19 protein-coding genes are annotated in these 21990 nt (G+C 72.5%); 15 read left to right on the top strand and 4 right to left on the bottom strand.

The genetic code is table 11. The features are described from left to right. The first annotated feature begins 19 nt into the window (after positions 1–19). From ACZ43H_RS15125 to ACZ43H_RS15080, 10 genes are all read left to right on the top strand, one after another. A complete protein-coding gene (locus ACZ43H_RS15125; protein WP_464584143.1) occupies positions 20–1759 on the top strand; it encodes a sulfotransferase in 1740 nt (579 codons plus the stop codon). A 7-nt stretch (positions 1760–1766) separates the two neighbouring features. Then, complete coding sequence (locus tag ACZ43H_RS15120) at positions 1767–3224, top strand: O-antigen ligase family protein (protein WP_464584141.1); 1458 nt, start codon at positions 1767–1769, stop codon at positions 3222–3224. After that, positions 3221–4429 carry a hypothetical protein gene (locus tag ACZ43H_RS15115; protein ID WP_464584140.1) on the top strand — a complete coding sequence of 403 codons (1209 nt, stop codon included), beginning with the start codon at positions 3221–3223 and terminating at the stop codon, positions 4427–4429. The genes ACZ43H_RS15120 and ACZ43H_RS15115 overlap by 4 nt, the downstream gene beginning before the upstream one ends. Next, a complete protein-coding gene (locus ACZ43H_RS15110; protein ID WP_464584138.1) occupies positions 4426–5295 on the top strand; it encodes a beta-1,6-N-acetylglucosaminyltransferase in 870 nt (289 codons plus the stop codon). Before ACZ43H_RS15115 ends, ACZ43H_RS15110 begins: the two co-directional genes overlap by 4 nt. Further along, complete coding sequence (locus ACZ43H_RS15105) at positions 5273–6253, top strand: hypothetical protein (protein ID WP_464584136.1); 981 nt, start codon at positions 5273–5275, stop codon at positions 6251–6253. Before ACZ43H_RS15110 ends, ACZ43H_RS15105 begins: the two co-directional genes overlap by 23 nt. Next, positions 6250–7221 (top strand): sulfotransferase family protein, encoded by a 972-nt coding sequence (locus ACZ43H_RS15100; RefSeq protein ID WP_464584134.1) that lies wholly within the window; start codon positions 6250–6252, stop codon positions 7219–7221. Before ACZ43H_RS15105 ends, ACZ43H_RS15100 begins: the two co-directional genes overlap by 4 nt. A gap of 301 nt (positions 7222–7522) precedes the next feature. Further along, positions 7523–8404, top strand: a complete 882-nt coding sequence (locus tag ACZ43H_RS15095; RefSeq protein ID WP_464584132.1) for a glycosyl hydrolase — start codon at positions 7523–7525, stop codon at positions 8402–8404. A 154-nt stretch (positions 8405–8558) separates the two neighbouring features. After that, positions 8559–10541, top strand: a complete 1983-nt coding sequence (locus ACZ43H_RS15090; RefSeq protein ID WP_464584130.1) for a phytase — start codon at positions 8559–8561, stop codon at positions 10539–10541. Positions 10542–10575: 34 nt separating this feature from the next. After that, positions 10576–11451, top strand: coding sequence for a sulfotransferase domain-containing protein (locus ACZ43H_RS15085; protein ID WP_464584128.1), 876 nt, complete (start codon positions 10576–10578; stop codon positions 11449–11451). Positions 11452–11725: 274 nt separating this feature from the next. Then, the gene (locus ACZ43H_RS15080; RefSeq protein WP_464584126.1) at positions 11726–12340 is read left to right on the top strand and encodes a hypothetical protein; all 615 of its coding nucleotides are present in this window, start codon (positions 11726–11728) and stop codon (positions 12338–12340) included. 23 nt (positions 12341–12363) lie between these two features. Here the strand turns inward: ACZ43H_RS15080 and ACZ43H_RS15075 are convergent, their stop codons facing one another. Beyond that, complete coding sequence (locus tag ACZ43H_RS15075) at positions 12364–13329, bottom strand: glycosyltransferase family 2 protein (RefSeq protein WP_464584124.1); 966 nt, start codon at positions 13327–13329, stop codon at positions 12364–12366. A 180-nt stretch (positions 13330–13509) separates the two neighbouring features. On the opposite strand from ACZ43H_RS15075, the gene ACZ43H_RS15070 reads away from it, so the two are divergent. The 3 genes from ACZ43H_RS15070 to ACZ43H_RS15060 all read left to right on the top strand — a co-directional run bounded on the left by ACZ43H_RS15070 (position 13510) and on the right by ACZ43H_RS15060 (position 17569). Then, on the top strand, positions 13510–14199 hold the full coding sequence (locus tag ACZ43H_RS15070) for a LamG domain-containing protein (protein WP_464584122.1): 690 nt from the start codon (positions 13510–13512) through the stop codon (positions 14197–14199). A 72-nt stretch (positions 14200–14271) separates the two neighbouring features. Further along, complete coding sequence (locus ACZ43H_RS15065; RefSeq protein WP_464584120.1) at positions 14272–15843, top strand: lipopolysaccharide biosynthesis protein; 1572 nt, start codon at positions 14272–14274, stop codon at positions 15841–15843. 340 nt (positions 15844–16183) lie between these two features. After that, positions 16184–17569, top strand: coding sequence for an HNH endonuclease signature motif containing protein (locus ACZ43H_RS15060; RefSeq protein ID WP_464584118.1), 1386 nt, complete (start codon positions 16184–16186; stop codon positions 17567–17569). A gap of 208 nt (positions 17570–17777) precedes the next feature. Here the strand turns inward: ACZ43H_RS15060 and ACZ43H_RS15055 are convergent, their stop codons facing one another. The 3 genes from ACZ43H_RS15055 to ACZ43H_RS15045 all read right to left on the bottom strand — a co-directional run bounded on the left by ACZ43H_RS15055 (position 17778) and on the right by ACZ43H_RS15045 (position 20174). Then, complete coding sequence (locus ACZ43H_RS15055; RefSeq protein WP_464584116.1) at positions 17778–18092, bottom strand: hypothetical protein; 315 nt, start codon at positions 18090–18092, stop codon at positions 17778–17780. Beyond that, positions 18089–19144: a S66 family peptidase gene (locus ACZ43H_RS15050; RefSeq protein ID WP_464584114.1), complete on the bottom strand. Its 1056-nt coding sequence runs from the start codon at positions 19142–19144 to the stop codon at positions 18089–18091. The genes ACZ43H_RS15055 and ACZ43H_RS15050 overlap by 4 nt, the downstream gene beginning before the upstream one ends. 88 nt (positions 19145–19232) lie before the next feature. Beyond that, positions 19233–20174, bottom strand: coding sequence for a hypothetical protein (locus ACZ43H_RS15045; protein ID WP_464584112.1), 942 nt, complete (start codon positions 20172–20174; stop codon positions 19233–19235). A gap of 160 nt (positions 20175–20334) precedes the next feature. On the opposite strand from ACZ43H_RS15045, the gene ACZ43H_RS15040 reads away from it, so the two are divergent. Further along, on the top strand, positions 20335–21066 hold the full coding sequence (locus ACZ43H_RS15040; RefSeq protein WP_464584110.1) for a LamG domain-containing protein: 732 nt from the start codon (positions 20335–20337) through the stop codon (positions 21064–21066). A gap of 9 nt (positions 21067–21075) precedes the next feature. Continuing rightward, entirely contained in the window at positions 21076–21969 is an 894-nt protein-coding gene (locus ACZ43H_RS15035) for a LamG domain-containing protein (RefSeq protein ID WP_464584108.1), read from the top strand. Positions 21970–21990 lie beyond the last annotated feature (21 nt).

The raw sequence follows: 21990 nt of genomic DNA, 5'->3' as shown, positions 1-21990 counted from the left end.
CGCCGGAGGAGGGCCGGCGGTGGACTCGGGACGACTCGTCTTCGTCGCCGGGCTCCACCGCAGCGGCACGACCCCCCTCGCCCGGCTGCTGTCCGAGCACCCGGAGATCAGCGGCTTCCACGACACCGGGGTGAAGGAGGACGAGGGGCAGCACCTGCAGCAGGTCTACCCGGCCGCGCGGCAGTACGGCGGCGCCGGCCGCTTCGCGTTCGACCCGCGCTCGCACCTGACCGAGGACTCGCCGCTGGCGACCCCGGAGAACGCGCGGCTCCTGCTGGCGCAGTGGTCCCCGCACTGGGACCTCGACCGGCGCCTGCTGCTGGAGAAGTCCCCGCCGAACCTGGTGATGACCCGCTTCCTGCAGGCGCTCTACCCCGAGGCCCGCTTCGTGGTCGTGGTGCGGCACCCCGTCGTGGTCGCACTGTCCACCCGGAAGTGGTCCGGGCCGACGCACGGCCTGGACGACCTGCTCCGGCACTGGGTCCGGGCCCACGACACGTTCCTCGCCGACCTCGGTCACCTCAAGCACGTGCACGTCGTGCGCTACGAGGAGCTCGTCACGGACCCGGCGACCACGCTGGCGGGGGTGGCCGACTTCCTCGGCCTCGCGCGGCCGATCGACGCCGGCTCGCTCGACGGGCGGCGCAGCGACGGCTACCTGCGGACCTGGGCCGAGCTCACCGGCTCCCGGTCCCCGATCACCCGCCGCCGGGTCGACCGGCTGCGGCGCCGGTACGCCGCGGACGTGGCCAGGTTCGGCTACGACTTCGACGACCTGACGCAGCTCGGTGCGTTCCCGGACCCGCCCGGTGGGGTCGGGGCCGAGCGCGCCGGGCGGCTGCAGGTCCTCTACGTCGGCGGGATGCCGCGCAGCGGGTCGACACTCACCGACCTGATGCTGCACCAGCTCCCCGGCCACGTGGGTGTGGGGGAGCTGTTCTACCTGTGGCGCAACGGCCTGGCGCACGACGGGCTGTGCGCCTGCGGGGAGCCGTTCTCCGGGTGCCCGTTCTGGTCCGAGGTGGGCCGGGTCGCGTTCGGCGGCTGGGAGTCCGTCGACCCCGAGCACGTGATGCGGCTGCAGGAGCAGGTCGACCGCACCTCGCGGATCCCGTTGCTGCTCTCGCGGTGGCGCCCGCGGCGATTCGCCGCCGAGCTCGAGGAGTACGCCGGGATCCTGCGCCGCCTCTACGCCGCCATCGTCACGGTGTCCGGCCAGCAGGTGGTCGTCGACTCGTCCAAGCGTCCGTCCCTGGCCTACGTCCTGCGCTCCATGCCCGACGTGGACCTCGCGGTGGCCCACGTGGTGCGCGACCCCCGCGGGGTGGCGTTCTCGTTCGCCAAGCACGTGGCCCTGCCTGCGGGCGCCGCGCTGCGCTCCGAGATGCCGCGCAGCACCACCCGCAAGGTGAGCCGCCGCTGGGTCTCGGTGAACGCCCTGATCGCGGGACTGCGCCGTGTCGGCGTGCCGGTGGTGCGGGTCCGCTACGAGGACCTGGTCGCGGCGCCGGACCGCGAGCTGCGCCGGGTGCTGGCCCTGACCGGCCAGGACGCGCCCGAGGGCACGTTCGACTACGTCACCCCCGACGGCATCACGGTGCCCCGCACCCACGTGGTCGCGGGCGGGCGGATCCGGCTCGCCAGCGGCACCATGCCGCTGCGGCTGGACGAGCAGTGGCAGCGCGACATGCCGTCACGGTCACGTCGCCTGGTCGAGGTCATGACCGCCCCGGTGCGGCGGAAGTACGGCTACTCGTGAGCCGGCCATGACGATCCTCCAGCTGCGCAGCCGACGACCGCAGGCCCAGCAGTGGGTCCGCGACCCGCTGGCGTCCGACGTGGACAACCGCCTGGTGGTCCGGGCGCCGGTCGAGCCTCCGAAGAGCCGCACGTCCCTGCGGACCTGGCCGGTCCAGCGGCGCGAGCGCCGGCTCCCGGTGGGCTGGCCGATCGCCGCGGCCGTGGCCTGCTGGCCGGTCTGGTGGGCGCTCGGCGTCACCAACCTCGTCTTCCCCGCGGCCGCCGTGCCGCTGGTGTGGCAGATGACGCGTCGCGGACGCGTCCGGGTCCCCCCGTTCTTCTGGGTGTGGATCCTGTTCCTGGTGCTGGTGCTGGTCAGTGGGCTGGCGATCGACGTCGACATGGCGGGCGCGGCCACATCCGCCGGGTCGGGCCGCTACTTCGCCTTCGGCTTCCGCTGGCTCAACTACGTCGCGGTCACGGTGATGCTCCTGTTCCTCGGCAACACCACCGAGCAGGAGCTGCCGCGGCGCCGGGTCATCTACTGGTTCAGCGCCCTCGCGATGTCCTGCATCGTGCTCGGCACGCTCTCCATCGTCGCCCCGGGCTTCGGCTTCACCACCCCGGCCTCGCACGTGCTCCCCGGCGCCGTGATGGACGAGGGTGCCGCGGTCGTGAAGCTCTCCCAGCTGCAGCCGGTCCTCGGTGACGTCTCGCCGAGGCCCTCGGCGCCGTTCCCGTTCACCAACGCCTGGGGCAACAACCTCTCGCTGCTGCTGGTGTGGCTGGTGGTCGGCCTGGGCGTCCTCGGCGGCAAGCCGCGGCGCCTGCTCATGTACGGCGTGCTGGCGCTCGCCGCGGTCCCGATCATCTACTCGCTGAACCGCGGGATGTGGCTGGGCATCGGCGTGGCCCTGGTGATCGTGGCCGTCCGGCTCGGCCTGCACGGCCGGGTGAAGATCCTCGCCGGGCTGGTGCTGGCGCTGACCATCGGGGCGTTCGCGTTCGCCGGCTCACCGCTGGAGTCGATGGTGAACGCCCGCTTCGAGACCGGGCACAGCAACGAGATCCGGTCCTCCCTGCTCCAGACCTCCATCGACGCCGCTACCCAGTCACCGCTGGTCGGCTTCGGCAGCACCCGCAAGACGCTGGGCAGCGACGAGTCGATCGCCATCGGTCCCTCGCCGGCCTGCCCGCGCTGCGGGGCGCGCAACATCGGCAGCACCGGCCAGCTCACCCTCCTGCTCGTCTCGCAGGGCTTCCTCGGGGTGCTGCTGTACGCCGGCTTCCTGGTGCTGTGCATCGGACGCTTCCTGCGGGACCACTCCGTCCTCGGTATCGCGGGCACGCTCGTGGTCTTCATGGAGCTGGTGTACGCCGGCTTCTACTCGGCGCTGACGATGCCGCTGGCCATCGCCTTCCTCTCGATCGGCCTGCTGTGGCGCAACGACGAGCTGCGCCGGGCCGCGAGGCGGCAGTCATGACCGCGCCGGCGCAGGGACGCACCGACCGCGGCAGCGCGGCGATCGAGCTCCTCGGCGCGCTCTACCCACCGCCGCTGCGGGTCCGGGTCGCGGTCGCGGGCGGCGACGACGTACGCGCTGCCTGGACGGCCGTCCCCTCGACGACGAGCCCCCGGCTGCTGCTGCCGGCCGTGGGCGGAGCGGCCGCGAGCCGTGCCGTGCGCCGGCAGCTGACCGGTCACCGGGTACGCACCCGCGTGGCCCGGACCGGGCTGTCGCTCGCGGCGGGGTCCGGAGCGCTCGCGCGGCTCCCGCAGCTCCGGGTCGTGGTGGAGGGACCCGGCGACGCCCCCAGCATCGAGGACCCGCTGCGGGCGGCGCTCGGGGTCCGGGAGCTGCGGCTGACGATGCCCATCGGGCCGGCGCGCTCCAACCGCAAGCCGGTGCTGCAGGTGACCGACCCCGCCGGCGAGGTGCTCGCCTTCGCGAAGGTGGGCCACAACCCGCTGACCCGGCTGCTGGTGCAGCAGGAGGGCGTCACCCTCGGCCTCCTCGCGCGGGTGCCGCTGCGGGTCGTGCGCCCACCGCAGGTGCTCTCGACCGAGTCCTGGGCGGGGTTCGAGGTGCTCGTCCTCGAACCGCTGGACGTGCCGTCGCGCCGGCTCACCGGCGACGCCGGCCGCCGCCGCCTCGTGGAGGTGGTGCGTGAGATCGCGGCCATCGGCGGCCGCACCCTCGTCGACTGGCCGGCGCACCCCTACCGGACCGAGCTGCTCGCCCGGATCGAGCGGTGCGGCGACCTCGCCGTGCCGCTGCGGCGGGAGCTGGAGCGCACCGGGGCACGGCTGCCGGTGGCGACCGGCTCCTGGCACGGCGACCTCAACTCCGGCAACGTGGCCCTGGTGCCGGGCGAGTGCCCGGTGTGGGACTGGGAGCGCTTCGAGACCGGGGTCCCGGTGGGCTTCGACCTGCTGCACCACGACCTCCACGAGGCGATCACCGTGCACGGCGTCGCGCCCGAGGACGCAGCCCGGCGGCTGGTCGGCCAGGCCGCCAGGACGCTGGCCCCGCTGGGCGTGCTGCCGGCGACCGCGGACGCCGTCGCGCGTGCCTACCTCGTCACGCTCGCGTGCCGCTACCTCGTCGACAACCAGTCCGCCGCCGGCGCGAGCCTGGGCCGGGTGCAGGAGTGGCTGCTGCCGACCCTGGAGGGGGTGCAGACGTGACGGCGGGACCGGTCGTCGTGGCGGTGCTCTCGCACCGCGACCCGCAGCTGCTCCGACGCCTGGTGGCCCGGATCCTCGAGGGCGACCGGACCGTCGCGCTGGTGCACCACGACCCGCGCGGCGAGCCGCACGGGCTGGTGCCGCACGACCGGCTGGTGCTGGTGCCGGACGCCGGCCCCTGCGACTGGGGCCGGATGAACCTCGCCGAGGCGATGCTGCGCTGCCTGCGCGCCGGCCTGGACGCGGTGCCCGACCTCGAGTGGCTGCTGCTGGTGTCCGGCCAGGACTACCCGGCCCAGCACCTGCGGCGCACGGAGGCGGACCTCGCGGGTCAGGACGCGGACGCCCTGCTGCGCTGGTTCCCGGTGCCCGAGGACCCCAGCGACGACGTGCACCCCTGGCAGGCGCGGTGCCGAACCCGCTACCTGCACCGGATGCGGATCCCCGGCGACCGGCGGTCGTTCCCGTTCCCGCGCCGGCACCCGTTCCGGCAGGGGACCGGGTTGTACGTCGGCGACATGTGGGCCAACCTGCGGGCCCCGGCGGTGCACCACGTGCTGGAGCAGCGCGAGCGGCTGGGTCGGGTCGAGTCCTACCTCTCGCGCTGCTCGGTGCCCGACGAGGCACTGCTGCCGACACTGCTGCTCAACGACGCCGACCACCTGCGCGTCCTGGCCGAGCGCCGTCGCTACATCCGGTGGGTCGAGGGGCGGCCGAACCCGGAGCTGCTGACCCTCGACGACGTGGCCGCCATGGAAGGCTCCGGTGACTGGTTCGCCCGCAAGGTCGACAGCGTGCGCACGCCCGAGGTCCTCGACCTCCTCGACGAGAAGGCGCGGGACGATGCCGGGCGGACGGCGCGGTGAGGGGCGCCGCCGGGGGCCCGTCGCGGGGATCCTGGTGGCCCTCGTGCTGATCGCGGCCCTGGTCGGCTGCAGCCTCCCGGGCAGCGGGGGCGGTGGGTCCGGCCGGACGCCCGCCCCCGTCGTGAGCGACCCCGCAGCCTGGTCGCATCTTCCCCCGACGGTCTTCGGCAGCAACGTGTGGCGGTCGCCGGGCGAGGACCGGGCGGCCGCCCTGGCGCGCATCGACGCGGCGTACGGGCCGGTCGGGATCCTGCGCATCTTCGGCTCGTGGCCACCGCCCACCTGGGCAGACCTGACGGCACAGACGGGCGACCGGCCGCTGGTGATCTCGTTCCGGATCCCCCCGGACGTGGTGCTGTCCGGATCGGCCGACGCCCAACTGACGGAGTGGTTCCGCTCCGCCCCGACCGACCGCGACATCTACTGGGTCTACTTCCACGAGCCGGAGGACCAGTCCGAGAAGGGCTGGTTCACCCCCCAGCAGTTCGCGGCCGCCTGGAGCCACGTTGCCGAGCTGGCCGCCGCCGCGCACAACCCGCGGCTGCACGCCACGATGGTCCTCATGTGCTGGACCGCCGACGAGCGCTCCGGGCGCGACTGGCACAGCTACGTCCCCACCAGCGGCGTGGAGGTGCTGGCCTGGGACTGCTACGCCAAGGGGCACGACGCCGCCACCTACGCCGACCCCTCCTCCCTGCTCGACCCCGCGCGCTCGGCCTCCGCGCTGGCCGGCGCCGACTGGGGGATCGCCGAGATCGGCGCCCGGGTGGCGCCCGGCGCGGACGGCTCCGACCGGGCCCGGTGGCTCGAGGAGGTGGGGCGCTACGCCGAGGACCACCACGCCCGGTTCGTCACCTACTTCGACGCGCCCGTCGGTGGTGACTTCCGGCTGCAGGACGAGCCCTCGGTCCGCGCCTGGGCGGCGCTCGTCCGGCGTACCGACGGGGAGGCGCCGTGAGCGAGACCGACCTGACCGAGCCGGGCCGGCGGGCGGCCGTCGCGCGACCTCGCGTGCTGCTGATCGTGGGCTCGGGCCGAAGCGGCTCGACGCTGTTCGAGCGCGCGCTCGGCGGGGTGCCGGGCGTGGAGGCGCTCGGCGAGATCGTGCACATGTGGGACCGGGCGGTCCGGGACGACGAGCTGTGCGGCTGCGGGCAGCCGTTCGGTGACTGCCCGTTCTGGTCCGCGGTGGGGGAGCGCGCCTTCCACGGCTGGGACCGGGTTGCGGTCGACGAGCTGGTGCGGGCGCGCCAGGAGGTGGTCCGCACCCGCAACGTCCCGCAGCTGCTGGGGACCAGCCCGTCCGCGCACTGGCGCACGCAGCGCGACACCCTCGCCCGCGACCTCGGTGCGGTGCTCACGGCGGCCGGCCGGGAGTCGGGGGCCCGGCTGCTCGTCGACTCCAGCAAGATGCCGGCGTACGCCGCGCTGCTGATGCGGGCCGAGGTCGACCTGCGCTGCGTCGAGGTCGTGCGCGACCCGCGCGGGGTGGCCTACTCGTTGCGCAAGGCCGTGCAGCGCCCGGAGGTCACCGACGGCGTCGACCTGATGCACCGGACCGGCGTGGCGCAGTCGGCCCTGTGGTGGTCGGCCTTCGACGTCGTCACGGGGGTCCTGCGCGCCGTCGGCCGGGTGCCGTTCACCACCGTCCGCTACGAGGACTTCGTGGCCGATCCCGCCGGGACCGTGACCCGGGTGCTGGACTTCGCCGGGATGCCCGTCGACGCGGACAGCCTCGCGCACATCGACGGTGACCGGCTCGTGCTCGGGACCAACCACCAGGTGGCCGGCAACCCGGTGCGGTTCCGGACCGGTGAGGTCCAGGTCCGCGTCGACGAGGAATGGCGTCGCGAGCTCTCGATCCGCGAGCAGCGCACCGTGACCTTTCTCACCGCCGGGCTGCGGAATCGCCACCGATACCGCTGACCGGTTACGGTCGATGTTCGCCGAGACCCGAGCCCCGATCGTCTGAGGGGCTGCGCGCCGCCCGATCCGGGCTGTCACGTCCCCCAGAAGGACTACTCCGGCCGGCTTCGCATGGCCCGAACGGGCCATCCCCCATATGGCACAAGCGGGTTGGTCATGCCGCACCACCTTGGGTAAGTTCCGGGCTCTGCGCGGGGAGGCGTCAGAACTACATATCGAGTTCAGGAGTAGCCGCAACCTCATGCGACTTTCTAGCCTCCGGGTCCCGACCCGGATCTCCGCACTGATTCTGACCGCAGCGATGGCCACCACGGCCTTCGCCTCCGGCTCCTTCGCGAGCACGGCCGACCAGAGCGCAGCCACGAAGTCCACGGCCACGGCCACCACCGACGACACGAAGACCAAGTTCGGTGGCACCATCTACGAGAACGCCGGCGAGAGCTACGAGCAGGCCTACCAGCGGGTGACCAACGCGTACGGCGGTTCGCTGGACGCCATCCGCTACTTCTTCCCGGGCCTGCCGACGTCCTGGTCGAAGCTCAACCAGAAGGTGCACAACACCCCGCTGGTGGTTTCCTTCCGGGCCGACCCGGCCGCCGTGCTCGCGGGCAAGTACGACGCCCAGCTCAAGCAGTGGTTCGCCGACGCCCCGACCGACCACCGGACCAACTGGTCCTACTGGCACGAGCCGGAGAACGACTCGGTCGACAAGGCGAAGTACAAGGCCGCCTGGCAGCACATCGACAAGCTGGCGAACGCGGCCAACAACCCCCGCCTGAAGTCCACGCTGATCCTGATGTGCTGGAGCCTCAACCCGCACTCCGGCCGCAACTGGCAGGACTGGTACCCGGGCGACAGCACCATCGACGTGCTCGGCTTCGACTGCTACAACACCGGCCGCAAGAGCGGCGTCTACCGCGACCCGCAGAACGTCCTCCAGCCCGCCGCGGACGCAGCGGCGAAGGTGGGCAAGCCGTGGGGCGTCGCCGAGTTCGGCACCACCGTCATCAACTCCGACGGCGGTGAGCAGGGACGCGCTGCCTGGCTGAAGGGCATGGCGAACTACGCCCGGAACAACGGCGCCACGTTCGCGACGTACTTCGACAGCTACGTCGGCTTCGACTACCGGCTGCACGACACCACGTCGAAGACCGCCTGGAAGGACGTCGTCCAGAACTACTGATCCCTCCCTCCCCAAAGCAGGTGCGCGCCCGGGCGGAGCCCGGGCGCGCACGTGTGTGCTCACCAAGTTGGGGGATTGGCCCCCAGCCCCGCCCGCCCGCCCGGCGGGCGCACCTACGTTGGAACCTCCGGCCGGAGACGCGTAGGAGGCATGCATGCGGGCGACGCTCGTCGTGGCTCTGCTCGCCCTCGTCGGCCTGCTCGCACCTGCGGCCGTCCCCGGCGAGGGGGGAGCCGGCCGGGCGGAGGCGGCCACCACCACCGTCTCGTACGTCGCGGACACCGCGGCGAGCCGGAACACCTCGTCGCCGTGGATCGTGGTCCCCTCGTCGGTCCAGCCGGGCGACTGTCTGGTGCTCCTGCTGTCGCTGGCCGCCACGGACCGCACCGTCTCGGCGCCCACGCGCGGGCCCTGGTCGCTCGACGGGGACCGCTCCGCCCGGACCATGCGGACGCTCGTCTGGTCGAGGGTCGCCGTCGCGGGTGACGCCGGCGCACGGGTCGACGTCCCGCTGAGCGCGTCGGTCAAGGCGACCATCCAGCTGGCGGCGTACCGCGGCGTGGACCCGGGGCCGCTCACCGTGGTCTCGAGCGCGGCCACCACCACCTCGACCGTGCGGCGCACGCCGGTGGTCCCCGCGCCGCAGGACGCCTGGGTGGCGTCGTACTGGTCCGGCAAGTCCGCGTCCGCGGGCTCCTGGACGCCGCCCGCGGGGGTCACCCCGCGTGGTGCCGCGGCCAACTCCGGGTCCGGCCGCATCGTCAGCCTGCTCGCCGACTCCGGCGGCCCGGTCGCGGCGGGCAGCTACGGCGACCTGGCCGCGACCTCGGACGCCGGCACGACGGCCGCGACGACCTGGTCGGTGGTGCTGGCGCCCTCGACCGGCAACCAGCCGCCGGTCGCCCGGTTCACCAGCACCTGCGCCGGGCTGGGCTGCTCCTTCGACGCGTCCACCTCCTCCGATGCGGACGGTGCGCCTGCGTCGTACGACTGGGACTTCGGGGACGGCACCTCGGGTTCCGGTGCCACCGTCGACCACGACTTCACCGACCCTGGCAGCTACGACGTCGTCCTCACCGTGACCGACAGCGACGGCGCGACCGCGTCGGTGACCCACACCGTGACCGTCTCCGACGGGCCGGTGGTCGTCGGGCAGGTGGCGCCCGTCGCGGAGACCGAACCGGTCCTCCACACCGGCGACTCTGCGGACGACCCGGCGATCTGGGTGGACCCGACGGACCCGGCCGCCTCGCTGGTGATCGGCAACGACAAGCTGGGCGCGCTCGAGGTCTACGACCTGACCGGCGCCCGGGTGCAGCGGATCACCACCTCGACGACCTTCTGGGGCAACGTGGACGTCCGGCAGGGCGTGACGATCGGGGGCCGCACCCTCGACGTCGTGATCGCCTACAACAACGGGCTGCGCCCCTTCTCGGTCAACGCCGGCACCCATCTCCTCGAGCCGGTCGGCGACGGCACCGGGTCGATCCCGACCAACGGCGGCGAGGGCGTCTGCGCCTACCACAGCGCGGTCACCGGCGACCTCTACGCGTTCGTGATCACCCGGGCCGGCCGGGTGCGGGAGTACCGGATCGGCGACAGCGACGGCGACGGGCTGCTGCAGGGCACCCTGGTGCGCGAGTTCCAGGTCGGCTCGGAGGCCGAGGGCTGCGTGGCCGATGACGCCACCGGCCGGCTCTACGTCTCCGAGGAGGACGTCGCGCTCTGGCAGTACGGCGCCGAGCCCGGCGACGGCAGCACGCGCGTCATGGTCGACGCGGTGAAACCCGCCGGCCACCTCGCCTACGACATCGAGGGCCTGGCCCTGGCCGAGACCGGAGCCACCTCCGGCTACCTGATCGCCTCGGCCCAGAACGGCGCGGACCCGAACAACTCCTACTTCGCCGTCTACGACCGCGAGAGCAGCGCCTACCTCGGCTCCTTCGACGTCGTGAGCGGCGCGAGCGCCGACGGCTGCGAGCGCACCGACGGGGTCGCGGCGTACGCCGGGCCGCTCGGGCCCGCCTTCCCGGCCGGGCTGTTCGTCTGCCAGGACAACACCAACAGCACCCCGGGTGCGGGGAACCAGGACTTCAAGCTCGTCCGACTCGACCAGATCATCGTCCCGGCCCCGTGAGCCGGCCAGTGGGGGAGAAGCAGTGACCGACCTGATGTCCCGAAACGAGCACAGCAGCGCCGCGCTCCTGGCCCGGCGCCAGGCCCGCCGGCTCTCCGACGCGACGCTGGAGATCACCGCGCCGCTGCGGATGAGCCCGGACTTCCTGATCGTGGGCGCCCAGCGCTGCGGCACCACCTCGATGTTCAAGACGCTGATGCAGCACCCCGATGTGGTGCGGCCGTTCCTGCGCAAGGGCGTGCACTACTTCGACAAGTCCTACGACCGTGGTGAGCGGTGGTACCGCGGCCACTTCCCGCTGGTCGCGACCGGCTGGGCGAAGGGTCGCGGGCGCCGGGTCGTCACCGGGGAGTCCAGCCCCTACTACATGTTCCACCCGCTGGCCCGGCAGCGGCTGGCCGCCGACCTGCCCGGCGTGAAGCTGGTCGTGCTGCTGCGCGACCCGGTCGTGCGTGCCTACTCCGGGCACAGCCACGAGAAGGCGCGCGGCTTCGAGGACCTCGGCTTCGAGGAGGCCCTGGCCGCCGAGCCCGGGCGGATCGCGGGTGAGCGCGAGCGGCTGATGGCCGAGCCCGGCTACGACAGCTTCCACTGGCAGCACCACGCGTACGTGACACGGGGGCAGTACATCGAGCAGCTGCGCGCGCTGGAGCACCTGGTCGGTCGCGAGCGGCTGTGCGTCGTGGACAGCGGCGACTTCTTCGTCGACCCCGAACCGGTCTTCGACGAGGTGCGCCGGTTCCTCGGGCTGGCTCCGTGCCGCGACATCGTGTTCGAGCAGCACAACGCGCGCCAGCGATCGCCGCTCTCCGACGAGCTGCGGCTGCGGCTCGAGGAGCACTACGCGCCGTACGACGAGGAGCTGGCCCGCTGGTGGGGGCGCACTCCGTCCTGGCGTCGGGGTGGGTGACGAAGCCGCCGCTGGCCGCCGCGATCCTGCTTCCGCGCACGAGCGGAGGCAGCTGACCCGGTGGCACGACTCGCCCGCCTGACCGAGGTGGGTGCCGGCACGAGCTGCCTTCCCTCGTACGCCCTGGGGCGCTGGCGTGGCGGGGTCATGGGGCACTATCTGCGTCATGATGCATGTCGGGGGTCGACCGGGAACCGTCGCTGCGTCCTGGGCTCTTTTCTGTGCTGTGGTCGGCGGGCTGCTGACCGGGTGCGCCGGCAACGGAGACGCGCCGTTGGAGAAGGCGAGCGACCCGGTCGACACCATCTGCGCGCAGTGGTGGTTCCACCCGAGTGAAACTCTCGGCGAAAATCGACAGCGGCTCCGCGAGATCGCCAGCGGGTACCTGTCGGTGCTGCGCCTCGGACAGCTCATCGGGGCCGCGCGCAACCAGTGCCCCGACCAGTTCACTGCCTACGACCGCGAGGTCGCCCGTGAGGCCGCGGCCGGGCAGAAGGAGCGGGGCGACACTGGCAAGAGGCGCGGAACGGCAGACGGCGGAACGGCAGGCGGCGGAACGGCAGGCGGCGGAACGGGCGGCGCCCATCTGCGCGGGGACGCTGAGACTGCCGAGTACCTGAACGGCCGCGGAGTCACTGAGGGCATGGTGGTCAGGCTGGGACGCACAGCCGACGCCACCGGGTACGGCCTGTCGCCGGGCACCCCGTTGTCGTACGGGCAGGCGCAGCTGTTTGCCGCCGCGATCGTCGCCGTGTGTGACGACGTGGCAGCCGGCAGGACCACGTGGACCGACCAGACGCGGCAGGACCAGCTCGATGGGGCGCCAACGGCCGCGGCACGCCAGATGAACACCTACCTGCGCGTCCAGTTCTGCCCTTCGGTGCGCTGACGGGCCGAACGGGATGCCGCCGGTCAGATCCCGCGGCCGAACTTGTTGGCCACGTGGAGCACCCGGTCGGCGCTCATCACGCCGCTGAGCACCACGAGCGTCGCCAGCGCGCGGCGCTCGAGGGGGTTGCCCCGCACCGTCGTGCGCCACTGCGACCACGCCTGCGACCGCATCCCGCGGGCGGCCAGCGAGAACGCCTGCTGGCCGTGGATGCGCGCGGCTCCGTGCGGGTCGTCGGCGATCTCGGGGTGCTTGTCCAGCAGGTAGGTCAGGGCCTCGTCGATGGTGTCCCAGCGCCGGGTGAAGAAGGAGCCCGGGTGCCACAGCACCTCGACCATCGGCTCGGTGACGCAGGCGATGTCGGTGTGCCGGGCGACCCGGAGCAGCCAGTCGTAGTCCTCGCCGTACCCGCCGGGGATGGTCTCGTCCACGGGGCCGGCGGCGTCGACGACCGAGCGCTCGACGAGGTAGCTCGACGGGTGCGCCGCGGTGACCCTGTCCCGCACCAGGTCGGCGTGGCGCAGCAGCGGGGTCGCGAGGGTGCGGTGCCGCACCTTGTCGCCGTAGTGGATACGGATGCCGGTGACGGAGGCGCCCGCGCCGGCCGCCTGCATGGCCGCGGTCTGGGCGCGCAGCTTGGCGGGCAGCCAGAGGTCGTCGTCGTCGCAGAACGCCACCAGCGGGTGGTTGCCCAGCGCGATGCCCGTGTTCCGGGCGCCCGGCAGCCCAGGGGTGCGCGTGTTCGTGGTGACACGCACCGAGCGGTGGGTGCCGCTGCGCTCGAGGTCCCCGACCGGCTCGGCCTGGTCGAACACCGCGATCACCTCGATCGGGCCGTCGTAGTCCTGCGCGAGCACCGCGTCGACCGCTTTGGCCAGCAGCTCCGGGCGGTTCCGGGTGGCGATGACCGCGGTGACACCGGCGTTCGAGCCGGCGGTGGCGCCGGCGGGCGAGCTGGCGTCCGGGCTGGCGTCCGGTGTGGGGGACACGTCGTCTCCTCGGGTTCGAAGTGGCGACTCATGTTAGGTACGCGTCGGCCGCCCTGATGGGCGTGCTGGGCACCTATCCCCGATATGGCTGATGCCGCTCTGATCGATGCGACCTCTGATGGAGGGACACACACATGCTCGGGAGGGTTCATGAAGCGAGTGACACGGGGGATCGTCGGCATGTCTGCGGTGGTTCTCGCCCTGCTCGTGCAGGGAGCGGCATCGGCCACGGTCGTCGCGGACTGGGAGATGAACGAGGGCAGCAAGCCGACACCGATGATCGACTCGTCGGGGAACAAGCTCAACGGGAGCATCGGGAGCAGAGTCACGATCCACACCACCACCGGCGACGGCGGCTTCGGCTACAGCTTCCCGGGAGGGTCGGGCTACGACCCCACCCGGCTGACGACGGTGCCCGACAACGCGAAGCTGGACCCGGGGACGCAGCCGTACGCCGTGACGATCCGGTTCAGGACCGGTGCCTCGGAGCCGAACATCGTGCAGAAGGGACAGTCCGGGCAGTCGGGCGGCTACTGGAAGCTGGTGCTGCACGAGGGATGGCCGCGCTGCCACTTCCGGGACGGCGCCGGGCACACCAAGGCCATCGGCTTCGTCGACGGCCCGACCTCGCTCAAGGCCAACGACAACGCCTGGCACGTGGTGCGCTGCGAGCGCACCTCCACCGGCGTCCGGATCACGATGGACCCGGGCCAGTCCGACTCGGCCACCAAGTTCATCAGGGGGACGATCGGCAACATCGACAACAAGCGGCCGTTCTCCATCGGCGGCAAGGTCGACTGCGGCACGGCCGACGTCGGCTGTGACTATTTCAGGGGACAGATCGACTGGATTCGGGTCGAACGCCCCTGACCTCGATGAGGATGGTTCCGGCCGTGCGTCGAGCACGGCCGGGACCGATCCCATCGTGAGGGGGACATCCGGGTGACGAGCGTGGAGCCCGCGCAGACGGGCCCGGACGGGCGTACGGCGGACCTGCGCCGGCTGGCGCGTGGGAGCAGCCTGAACCTGGCCGGCAGCGTCGTCGCGGCTGCGCTCAACCTGGTGCTGCCCGTGATCATCACGCGCAGCCTGGCCAAGGACGACGCCGGACTCTTCTTCCAGGCCACCGCGCTGTTCACGATCCTGCTCAACGTCGGCACGATCGGCGCCGACACCGGTGTGCTGCGCTCGCTGCCGCGCGCGCTGGTCCTCGACCGCAGGCCGGACCTGCGCCGGTACCTGGTGCTGGCCGTCGTCCCGGCGGCCGTCTTCAGCGTGCTGCTCAGCGTGGCGCTGCTGCTCCTCGCCGACCCGCTGAGCCGTTTGATCACGGGGGACGGCGCGCACGCCGCGGCGTTCCACGACGTACTCCTCGTCATGCTGCCCTGGGTGCCGGTCGCCGTCGTCTACGCGATCACGATGTCGGCGAGCCGGGGCCTGGACTCCATCCGGCCGCTGGTGTTCGTCGAGAAGATCGGCCGGAACGCCCTCGAGACCGGCGCGGCCGGGACCGCGGCCGTGGTGTCGGGGTCGGTGGCGATGGTCGTGATGGCCTGGGCGGCGCCGTACCTCGCCATGCTCGTCGTGGTCGCCGCATGGGTGCTGCGCCGGCTGCGCCGGATCGACGCCCGCCGGGCCGACCGCGCGAGCGCCGCGAGTCCGTGGGGCGTCCTGGCGAGGGAGTTCTGGGGCTTCTCCGCGCCGCGGGCGGCCTCGCGCGTGTTCACGGTCGCGCTGCAGCGCGTCGACGTGCTGGTGGTCGGCGCCCTGCGCGGGCCCGCCGACGCCGCGGTGTACGCCGCCGCGACCCGGTTCCTCGTCCTCGGGCTGATGTTCGTGCAGGCGATCCAGCAGGTGATGACGCCCAAGATCAGCGAGTTCCTGGCACTCGGCGAGAACGCCCGCGCCGAGACCGTCTACCGCACGACCACCGCCTGGCTCACCCTCGTGTCGTGGCCGATCTACCTGATGGCCATGCAGTTCTCGCCGCTGCTCCTGAGCATCTTCGGCCCCGGCTACGAGCGGGGCGCCGTCGCGGCGGGCATCCTCTGCGCGGCGATGCTGGTGGCCACGGCCTGCGGGCCGGTGGACTCGATGCTGCTCATGGGTGGGCGCAGCGGGCTGAGCCTGATGAACACCGGCCTCGCGCTGGCCACGAACGTGGGGCTCGACCTGCTGCTGGTCCCGCACCTCGGCATCACCGGCGCCGCGCTCGGCTGGGCGGCCGCCATCCTCGTCAACAACCTGCTGCCGCTGTGGCAGGTCAACCGGCACCTCTCCATGCACCCGCTGGGCGAGGGGACCAAGGCCGCGCTGGTGGTCTGCCTGGTCAGCTTCGGCGTCGTGGTCGGTGCGGTGCGCATGCTCCTCGGAGTCGACCTCGTGGCGTTCCTGGTCGCTGGCGTGCTCGGCACCCTCACCTACCTGGTCCTCGCCCGGCGCAGCGCAGACGCGCTGGAGCTCGCGGCGCTGGGGTCGGTGCTGAAGCGGCGGCGCCGGTCGTCGGCGTCGTAGGCGCCTGCTGACGGTCCGCTCGGCTCCGGCGGTCGAGCAGCAAGCATGCCGCTCCGCTGGTCGAGCAGGCGAGCGCAAGCGAGCGTCGCGGAGACCCCGTAACGCAGGTAGGGCCCGCTGTTTGCGCCGGGCTCAGGGCCACCTGTGGCCGCGGTCTCGGCAGCTACGAGGACAGGTGCGCCGGGGTCGGCGTTGTCGGCCGGCTTGCGGACCGCTCCCTGGTCGAGCGGCGAGCGCGGGCGAGCCGCCTCCGAAAGTTTTACCTTCGATTTCAGCCGGATGGGCCACGAAGCGCCCACAGGCAGGGACAGATGTCGGTGCCCTCTGAGACAATGGATACATGTTCGAAACAGACGCCAACTGGGATCCGGTCGAGGTCGATGACCTCGATGCGGACGGTCTGCTGGCGCTGCTCGAGCACAAGCGCACCGAGGCCCGTGCGGCCGAGCGGGGCAAGCTCCGACTGGCCCTGCACTGGGCGGTGCTGCACCCCGCCTCCGCCGACACCGGGGTCGCGACCTGGGGTGGACCCAGCGTCCTGCTCACCGACGAGTCCCTGGGCGGCGACGGGACACCGGCGGTAGCGGCGTTCGCGCCGGAGCCGTTCGCCGCCACCCTGGAGGTCTCCACCCAGGCGGGGATGGCGCTGATCGCGGACGCCCTCGACCTGAGGTACCGGCTGCCCCGGATCTGGCGGCTGGTCCAGGCCTTGACGGTGGAGCCGTATCGGGCGCGTCAGGTCGCGAAGGCCACCCACCAGCTCTCCAAGGCCGCGGCCGCCTACGTCGACGAGCAGCTCGCACCCCGCCTCGCGTCGTGTGGGTGGAAGGCGGTCGAGACGACCGTGGCGCACGCGATCGCGAAGTTCGACCCCGACCTCATCGCGGCCAAGGAGAAGAAGGGCCGGCAGGGCTGGCACGTCACCCTGCGCCACGACCACCCCGGCCGGTTCGACGGCACCAGCTACCTCGACGTCGCCGGCGACACCCTCGACCTGACCGCCTTCCACGACCTGGTCTGCGACCAGGCCGCCCAGCTCAAAGCCCTCGGTGATGAGGACGAGCTCGAGGTCCGCAAGGCCAAAGCACTCGGTGTGATCGCCGCCCAACAGGCCACCCTCGACCTCCTCACCCTCACCGGACAAGACACCGGACAGGACTGCGACCGGCCCGCGACGCCGGTGAGGTCGATGAAGCCGCGGCCGCCCAAGACCCGGCTCTACCTCCACCTCTCCCTGGCCGACCTCGCCACCGGCTGCACCACAACGGCCGGCGGTGCTGGCGCCTCTGATAGCGGCACGGTCGAGCGGCTCGGGCCGGCCACCATCGACCTGATCAAGGACTGGGTCGGCCGCTCCCGGGTCACCATTCAACCCGTCATCGACCTCGCCACCACCCGGGCCGTGGACGAGCACGACCCGCCCGCGTGGATGGCCGAGCTGGTCATCCTGCGCGACGGGCACTGCGTCTTCCCCTGGTGCGCCGTGGACGCCCGGCATGCGGACCTCGACCACATCGAGCCCTTCGTCCCCATCGACCACGGCGGACCACCGGGCCAGACCGCGCCCGACAAGCTCGCCCCCCTCTGCAGGCGACATCACCGAGCCAAGACCTCGCGGCGATGGCGATACCGGCGACGACCCGACGGCACCTATCAGTGGTACGGCCCCCTCGGCCGCAGCTACCTGGTCACCCCGCACGGCACCATCCGGCTCGACACCAACTGAACGGCCGAGCACCAGCAGGCCCGATCACCCGGCACCCACCGGGTCATCGGGCCTGCCGTGCTGCCCCAAGGCACCACCCCGGCCCGCCGACCTGCCTCAGCTGCGGGGGTCTCGACGACGCTCTCTGGGGCTCGCTGCTCGACCACCGGGGCTGCTCGACCACCGGAACCGCACGGCCGTGCTTGCGCTCGCTACTGGGCCCTGTAGCTCAGTCGATGCACTGCGACCACTGCTGGGCGGTCCAGGTCCCATCATCCCGCTGCCACATGTCGAGCGACATCACGAGACGGCCCCGACGATTGATCAGGTTGACGTACACCTTGCCCTCGTCCGGGTGCTCGTCGATGACCTTCAGCGACCGCACCCGGGGGTCGACGTCGTGGAGCAGCTCCCGCTTCAGGGCGGACCTGGTCGCGGCGTCGGCGACGGGCTCGTAGTGGCTCGTGCAGTCTCCGCCCCCGGAGCTGCTCGCGCACCCGAGCAGGAGTGGCAGCAGACCGGCGACGAACCAGGTGAGCGTCACGAGTAGTCCGCCCAGAGCCGCTGCTCGCCGCCGTCGACGGTGAGCGTGCCGCCGTACGGGAGGATCCACTGCGGGCGGGTGTGACCGAAGGGGACGCCGGTCACCACGACCGCGTCGGGGTTGTAGCGGTGCACCGTCTCGATCGCGACGTCGCGCTGCTCGGCGCGGCGGGCGGCGCGCTGCTGCGCCGTCGGCTGCACCTCGAAGCTGGAGGTGGGCGGGCGCGCCACGACGACGGCGTCCACGGCGCCGAGCAGCCCGCGCTCGCCCAGCGAGCGGGCGATCCAGCCGAACTCGCGCGCGGGGATCAGCTCCTCGGAGGTCTCCAGGAGCAGCACCCCACCCTCGAGGACGGACGGGTCCGCCGGGAAGCGCCCGGCGGTCAGGCACCACTGCACGACCTCGATGCAGCCTCCCCAGGTGCGGCCCGTCACCGACCGCTGGGGACCCGCCCAGGTCCATGGCTCGGTCGGCTCCCGGTCGCCGTGCGCGGTGAGCGCCAGCGGGTCGTGCCAGTCCTTGCCGATGTCCTCGGACTCGCCGGGCTCGGTGATCTCGAGGCGCTCCCCGGTGAGCAGGGCGGCGCGCAGCGACCGGGCGTGCACGTCGTCGACGGCGGGCCCGGGGCCGAGCTGGACCTGGGTGGAGCCGCCGTAGAAGCCGGCGACGCCCTGGTTCCACAGCCAGTTGAGCAGGTTCGTGTTGTCGCTGTAGCCCAGGAACGGCTTGGGGTCCGCCCGCACGGCGTCGGCGTCGAGGTGGGGTACGACGGTGATCTGGTCCTCGCCACCGATCGTCGCCAGCACCGCCCGGATCCCCGGGTCGGCGAAGGCGGCGTTGAGGTCGTCGGCGCGTTCTCGCGGCGAGGCGCCCAGCTTGCGCGTGGTGGGGTACTCGACCGGCACGAGACCGGTGATCTCGGCCAGCCGCTCCATGGCCTGCTCGTGCACCGCGGGCGCGAACCCGGGCGCGGCGAACGAGGGCGACACCACCGCCACCCTGTCGCCGGGTGTCGCCTTGGGCGGCTGCACGGGCTCTGCACGCGTGGGCACGTCGGACCTCCTCAACGGGCCGCCGGTGCTCGGCGGCCTCGGCCCCAGTCATACCGGGGACGGACGACGGGGTCGAGCGGGTTACGGCTCAGCGCAGGTAGCCGTAGCGCAGCAGCCCCGGCCAGCTGATCGCCGACACGGTGCGCCGCTGGTCGGCCGGCAGCCCCGCGCGCCAGCCCTCGTCGGGACGCACCGGGATGGCACCGGTCTGCAGGCGCATCGGGTTGCCCCACACGCTGTGGTCCGCGGCCAGCACGACCTCCGTGTCGCTGCGGAACGGCATCTGGTCCTCGGGGATGTCGAGACCGAGGAAGTCCGCGACCTCGCGGGTCCGGGCCCGCGGCGCCTCGACGAAGTCCTCGTAGCGCAGCTGCAGGCGCGGGGTGCCGGTGCGGCCGATCGTCTCGAACAGCGCGTTGTCGACCAGCCAGGCCGCGGCCGTCCTGCTGGGCGCGCGGCGCAGCATCTCGCGGCCCGCCTTGTCGCTGCGCGTCACGTGCTTGGTCCACGAGTAGGCGACGCCGTGGCTGCGCCGGACCAGGTGCAGCACCGACAGGTCCACGCCAGGGGTACGCCGGGCGAGCAGCGCCACCTCGGGCTGCTTGGAGTTGTCGACGATGACCGCGCCGCCGCTCTCGGAGGTTATGGCGGCGTACAGCGGGGCCAGCAGGCCGACGTACTCGTCCGCGTCGTCGGCGGTGCTGCCCAGCGGCTTGACCAGCAGCTCGGGGATCCGGCGGTTGCGGGTGACCCGGCGCCGCAGGTCGTTGGCCGCCACGGCGTCGACCTGGTCCCACCCGCCGTACGCCCGCTTGCCGACGCCGGTCCAGAACGGGCACTCCAGGAACGGCTCGCCGCAGCCGCAGGGGCGGTTGCGCAGCACGCCGTACGTCCACACCCAGCAGAGCTCGCCCACCGAGAAGCACCCCGGCAGGCTGCCGAGGACTCGCGAGACCAGCGTGCTGCCGCTGCGACCGGTGGCTCCGATGAAGCACACGCGCGAGACGATGTCGTTGCCGTCCTCGACCATGGCGACCATCGTGCCCGCGGGTTGCGAGGGCCCAGACCGACCCGGCAGCAGATCACCAATGTCGGGGATCGATCCCTTCCGTGGGCCCACGTGCGGCCGCGCGGGACTTTGATGGGCCGCAGCGGCACGTCGCCGCGTCCACCAACGGAAAGAGCAACAGATGCGCCTGCTACGGGGAGCGTTCGTCGGCACGGTGGTTGCCGGCCTCACATGGTTCATGCCGGCCCACGCGATGGCGTCGACGGTCGGCGACTGGCAGATGGACGAGACCGCGGGGAGCACCCTGATGGTCGACTCGTCCGGCAACGGCCTCAACGGCACGATCGGGCCCGACGTCGTCCTCCACGAGGCGACGGCGGACGGCGGCTGGGGCTACCGCTTCAAGGGCGACTGGTGGGTGGTGAACCCCAACCGCCTGGTCACCTGGGCCGACGACGACCGTCTCGACCCCGGCACCCAGCCGTACGCCGTGACCATCCGGATGAAGACCGGCGCCCTGGACCCGAACATCATCCAGAAGGGCCAGGACAACCAGACCGGCGGCTACTTCAAGCTGGCCATGAAGAAGGGCTGGCCGCGCTGCCACTTCGAGGACGCGAACCGCAACACCCGCGCGATCGGCTTCGTCAACGACCCGCGGCCCGAGACCAAGATCTCCGACGGCCAGTGGCACACGATCCGCTGCGAGAAGACCGCGACCGGGGTCCGCCTCACCGTCAACTACGGCGAGCCGAACGCCGTCAGCAAGTTCATCAGGGGCACGCTCGGGCCGATCAACAACAACAAGGAGATGTTCCTGGGCGGCAAGCTCTACTGCGACGGCACCACGGTCACCTGCGACTACTACGCCGGCGCGGTGGACTGGGTCCGCATCGAGCGGCCCGGGCTCTAGAGGTCGCCCATGACGGATGAGCAGCGACGAAGGCGAGGCCGCCCCCGGGCGCACCGGTGGTGGATCGGAGGAGGAGCGTCCGCGCTGGTCGCGGCGCTCCTTCTCACGGGGTGCGAGAGCGAGGTGGCCGGCACGGTCGCGCCCGAGAAGGTGCAGCCGCCCGCCGACGCCCCGACCGCGGGCCCGCGCATCGACCTGCGCCACCGCGCCCTGATGCTGCGGTTCCACGAGGCCCGCGGCCATCGCGGCCGGATCGACCAGTTCGTGAACTCCGGGGTAGCGCCGCTGAAGATCGAGGCGGTGACCTACGGGCCCGGGACCGTGGAGGCCAGCCGGTCCCCACGCGGGCCGGCGGTCCGGTTCCCGGCGTACTCCGACGCGGGCGTCAAGTTCGCCATCGTCAAGGTGTCCAACGCCGGTGGCTACGACACGCTCCGGCCCAACCAGGCGGACTTCACCTTCGGCGCGGACTTCAACCTCGACCGGGTCTCGGACGGCTCGTCGTCGGACAACGGCGACAACCTGGTGCAGCGGGGGCTCTTCGAGAGCCCGAGCCAGTACAAGATCCAGGTGGACCACGGCGTGGTCACCTGTGCGATCCGGGGGATGGGTGGCCAGGTGCAGCTCAAGGCGGAGTCACGCGTGCAGCCGGGCCACTGGTACCGCGTGCGCTGCACCCGACGGGGGGACAGCGTCAGGCTGGCGATCGCGCCGCTGGGCCCGGACGGGGTGACGGACTGGGAGCTGGTCCGCAGGAGCGGCCCGATCGGACCGGTCATCGGTCCGGAGGACACGCCCCTGTCGATCGGCGGCAAGCTGGGCCAGGACGGATCACTGTTCCCGGCCTCGACCGACCAGTTCAACGGCCGGGTCACCCGCGTCTTCTACCGGATCCTGCAGTGATCGAGGCGGGGGCCGAACTCA

The organism is Nocardioides sp. DN36 (assembly GCF_055380375.1).
Note: the sequence above shows the minus strand (reverse complement) of the source record. Positions and strands in the feature narration are given on the sequence as shown.

Coding starts and splice junctions, on each gene's coding strand:
- ACZ43H_RS15095 (WP_464584132.1), top strand. CDS start 7,523: ATGGCCACCACGGCCTTCGCCTCCGGCTCCTTCGCGAGCACGGCCGAC.
- ACZ43H_RS15115 (WP_464584140.1), top strand. CDS start 3,221: ATGACCGCGCCGGCGCAGGGACGCACCGACCGCGGCAGCGCGGCGATC.
- ACZ43H_RS15040 (WP_464584110.1), top strand. CDS start 20,335: ATGCGCCTGCTACGGGGAGCGTTCGTCGGCACGGTGGTTGCCGGCCTC.
- ACZ43H_RS15085 (WP_464584128.1), top strand. CDS start 10,576: ATGTCCCGAAACGAGCACAGCAGCGCCGCGCTCCTGGCCCGGCGCCAG.
- ACZ43H_RS15120 (WP_464584141.1), top strand. CDS start 1,767: ATGACGATCCTCCAGCTGCGCAGCCGACGACCGCAGGCCCAGCAGTGG.
- ACZ43H_RS15045 (WP_464584112.1), bottom strand. CDS start 20,174: ATGGTCGAGGACGGCAACGACATCGTCTCGCGCGTGTGCTTCATCGGA.
- ACZ43H_RS15090 (WP_464584130.1), top strand. CDS start 8,559: ATGCGGGCGACGCTCGTCGTGGCTCTGCTCGCCCTCGTCGGCCTGCTC.
- ACZ43H_RS15105 (WP_464584136.1), top strand. CDS start 5,273: ATGCCGGGCGGACGGCGCGGTGAGGGGCGCCGCCGGGGGCCCGTCGCG.
- ACZ43H_RS15070 (WP_464584122.1), top strand. CDS start 13,510: ATGTCTGCGGTGGTTCTCGCCCTGCTCGTGCAGGGAGCGGCATCGGCC.
- ACZ43H_RS15035 (WP_464584108.1), top strand. CDS start 21,076: ATGACGGATGAGCAGCGACGAAGGCGAGGCCGCCCCCGGGCGCACCGG.
- ACZ43H_RS15060 (WP_464584118.1), top strand. CDS start 16,184: ATGTTCGAAACAGACGCCAACTGGGATCCGGTCGAGGTCGATGACCTC.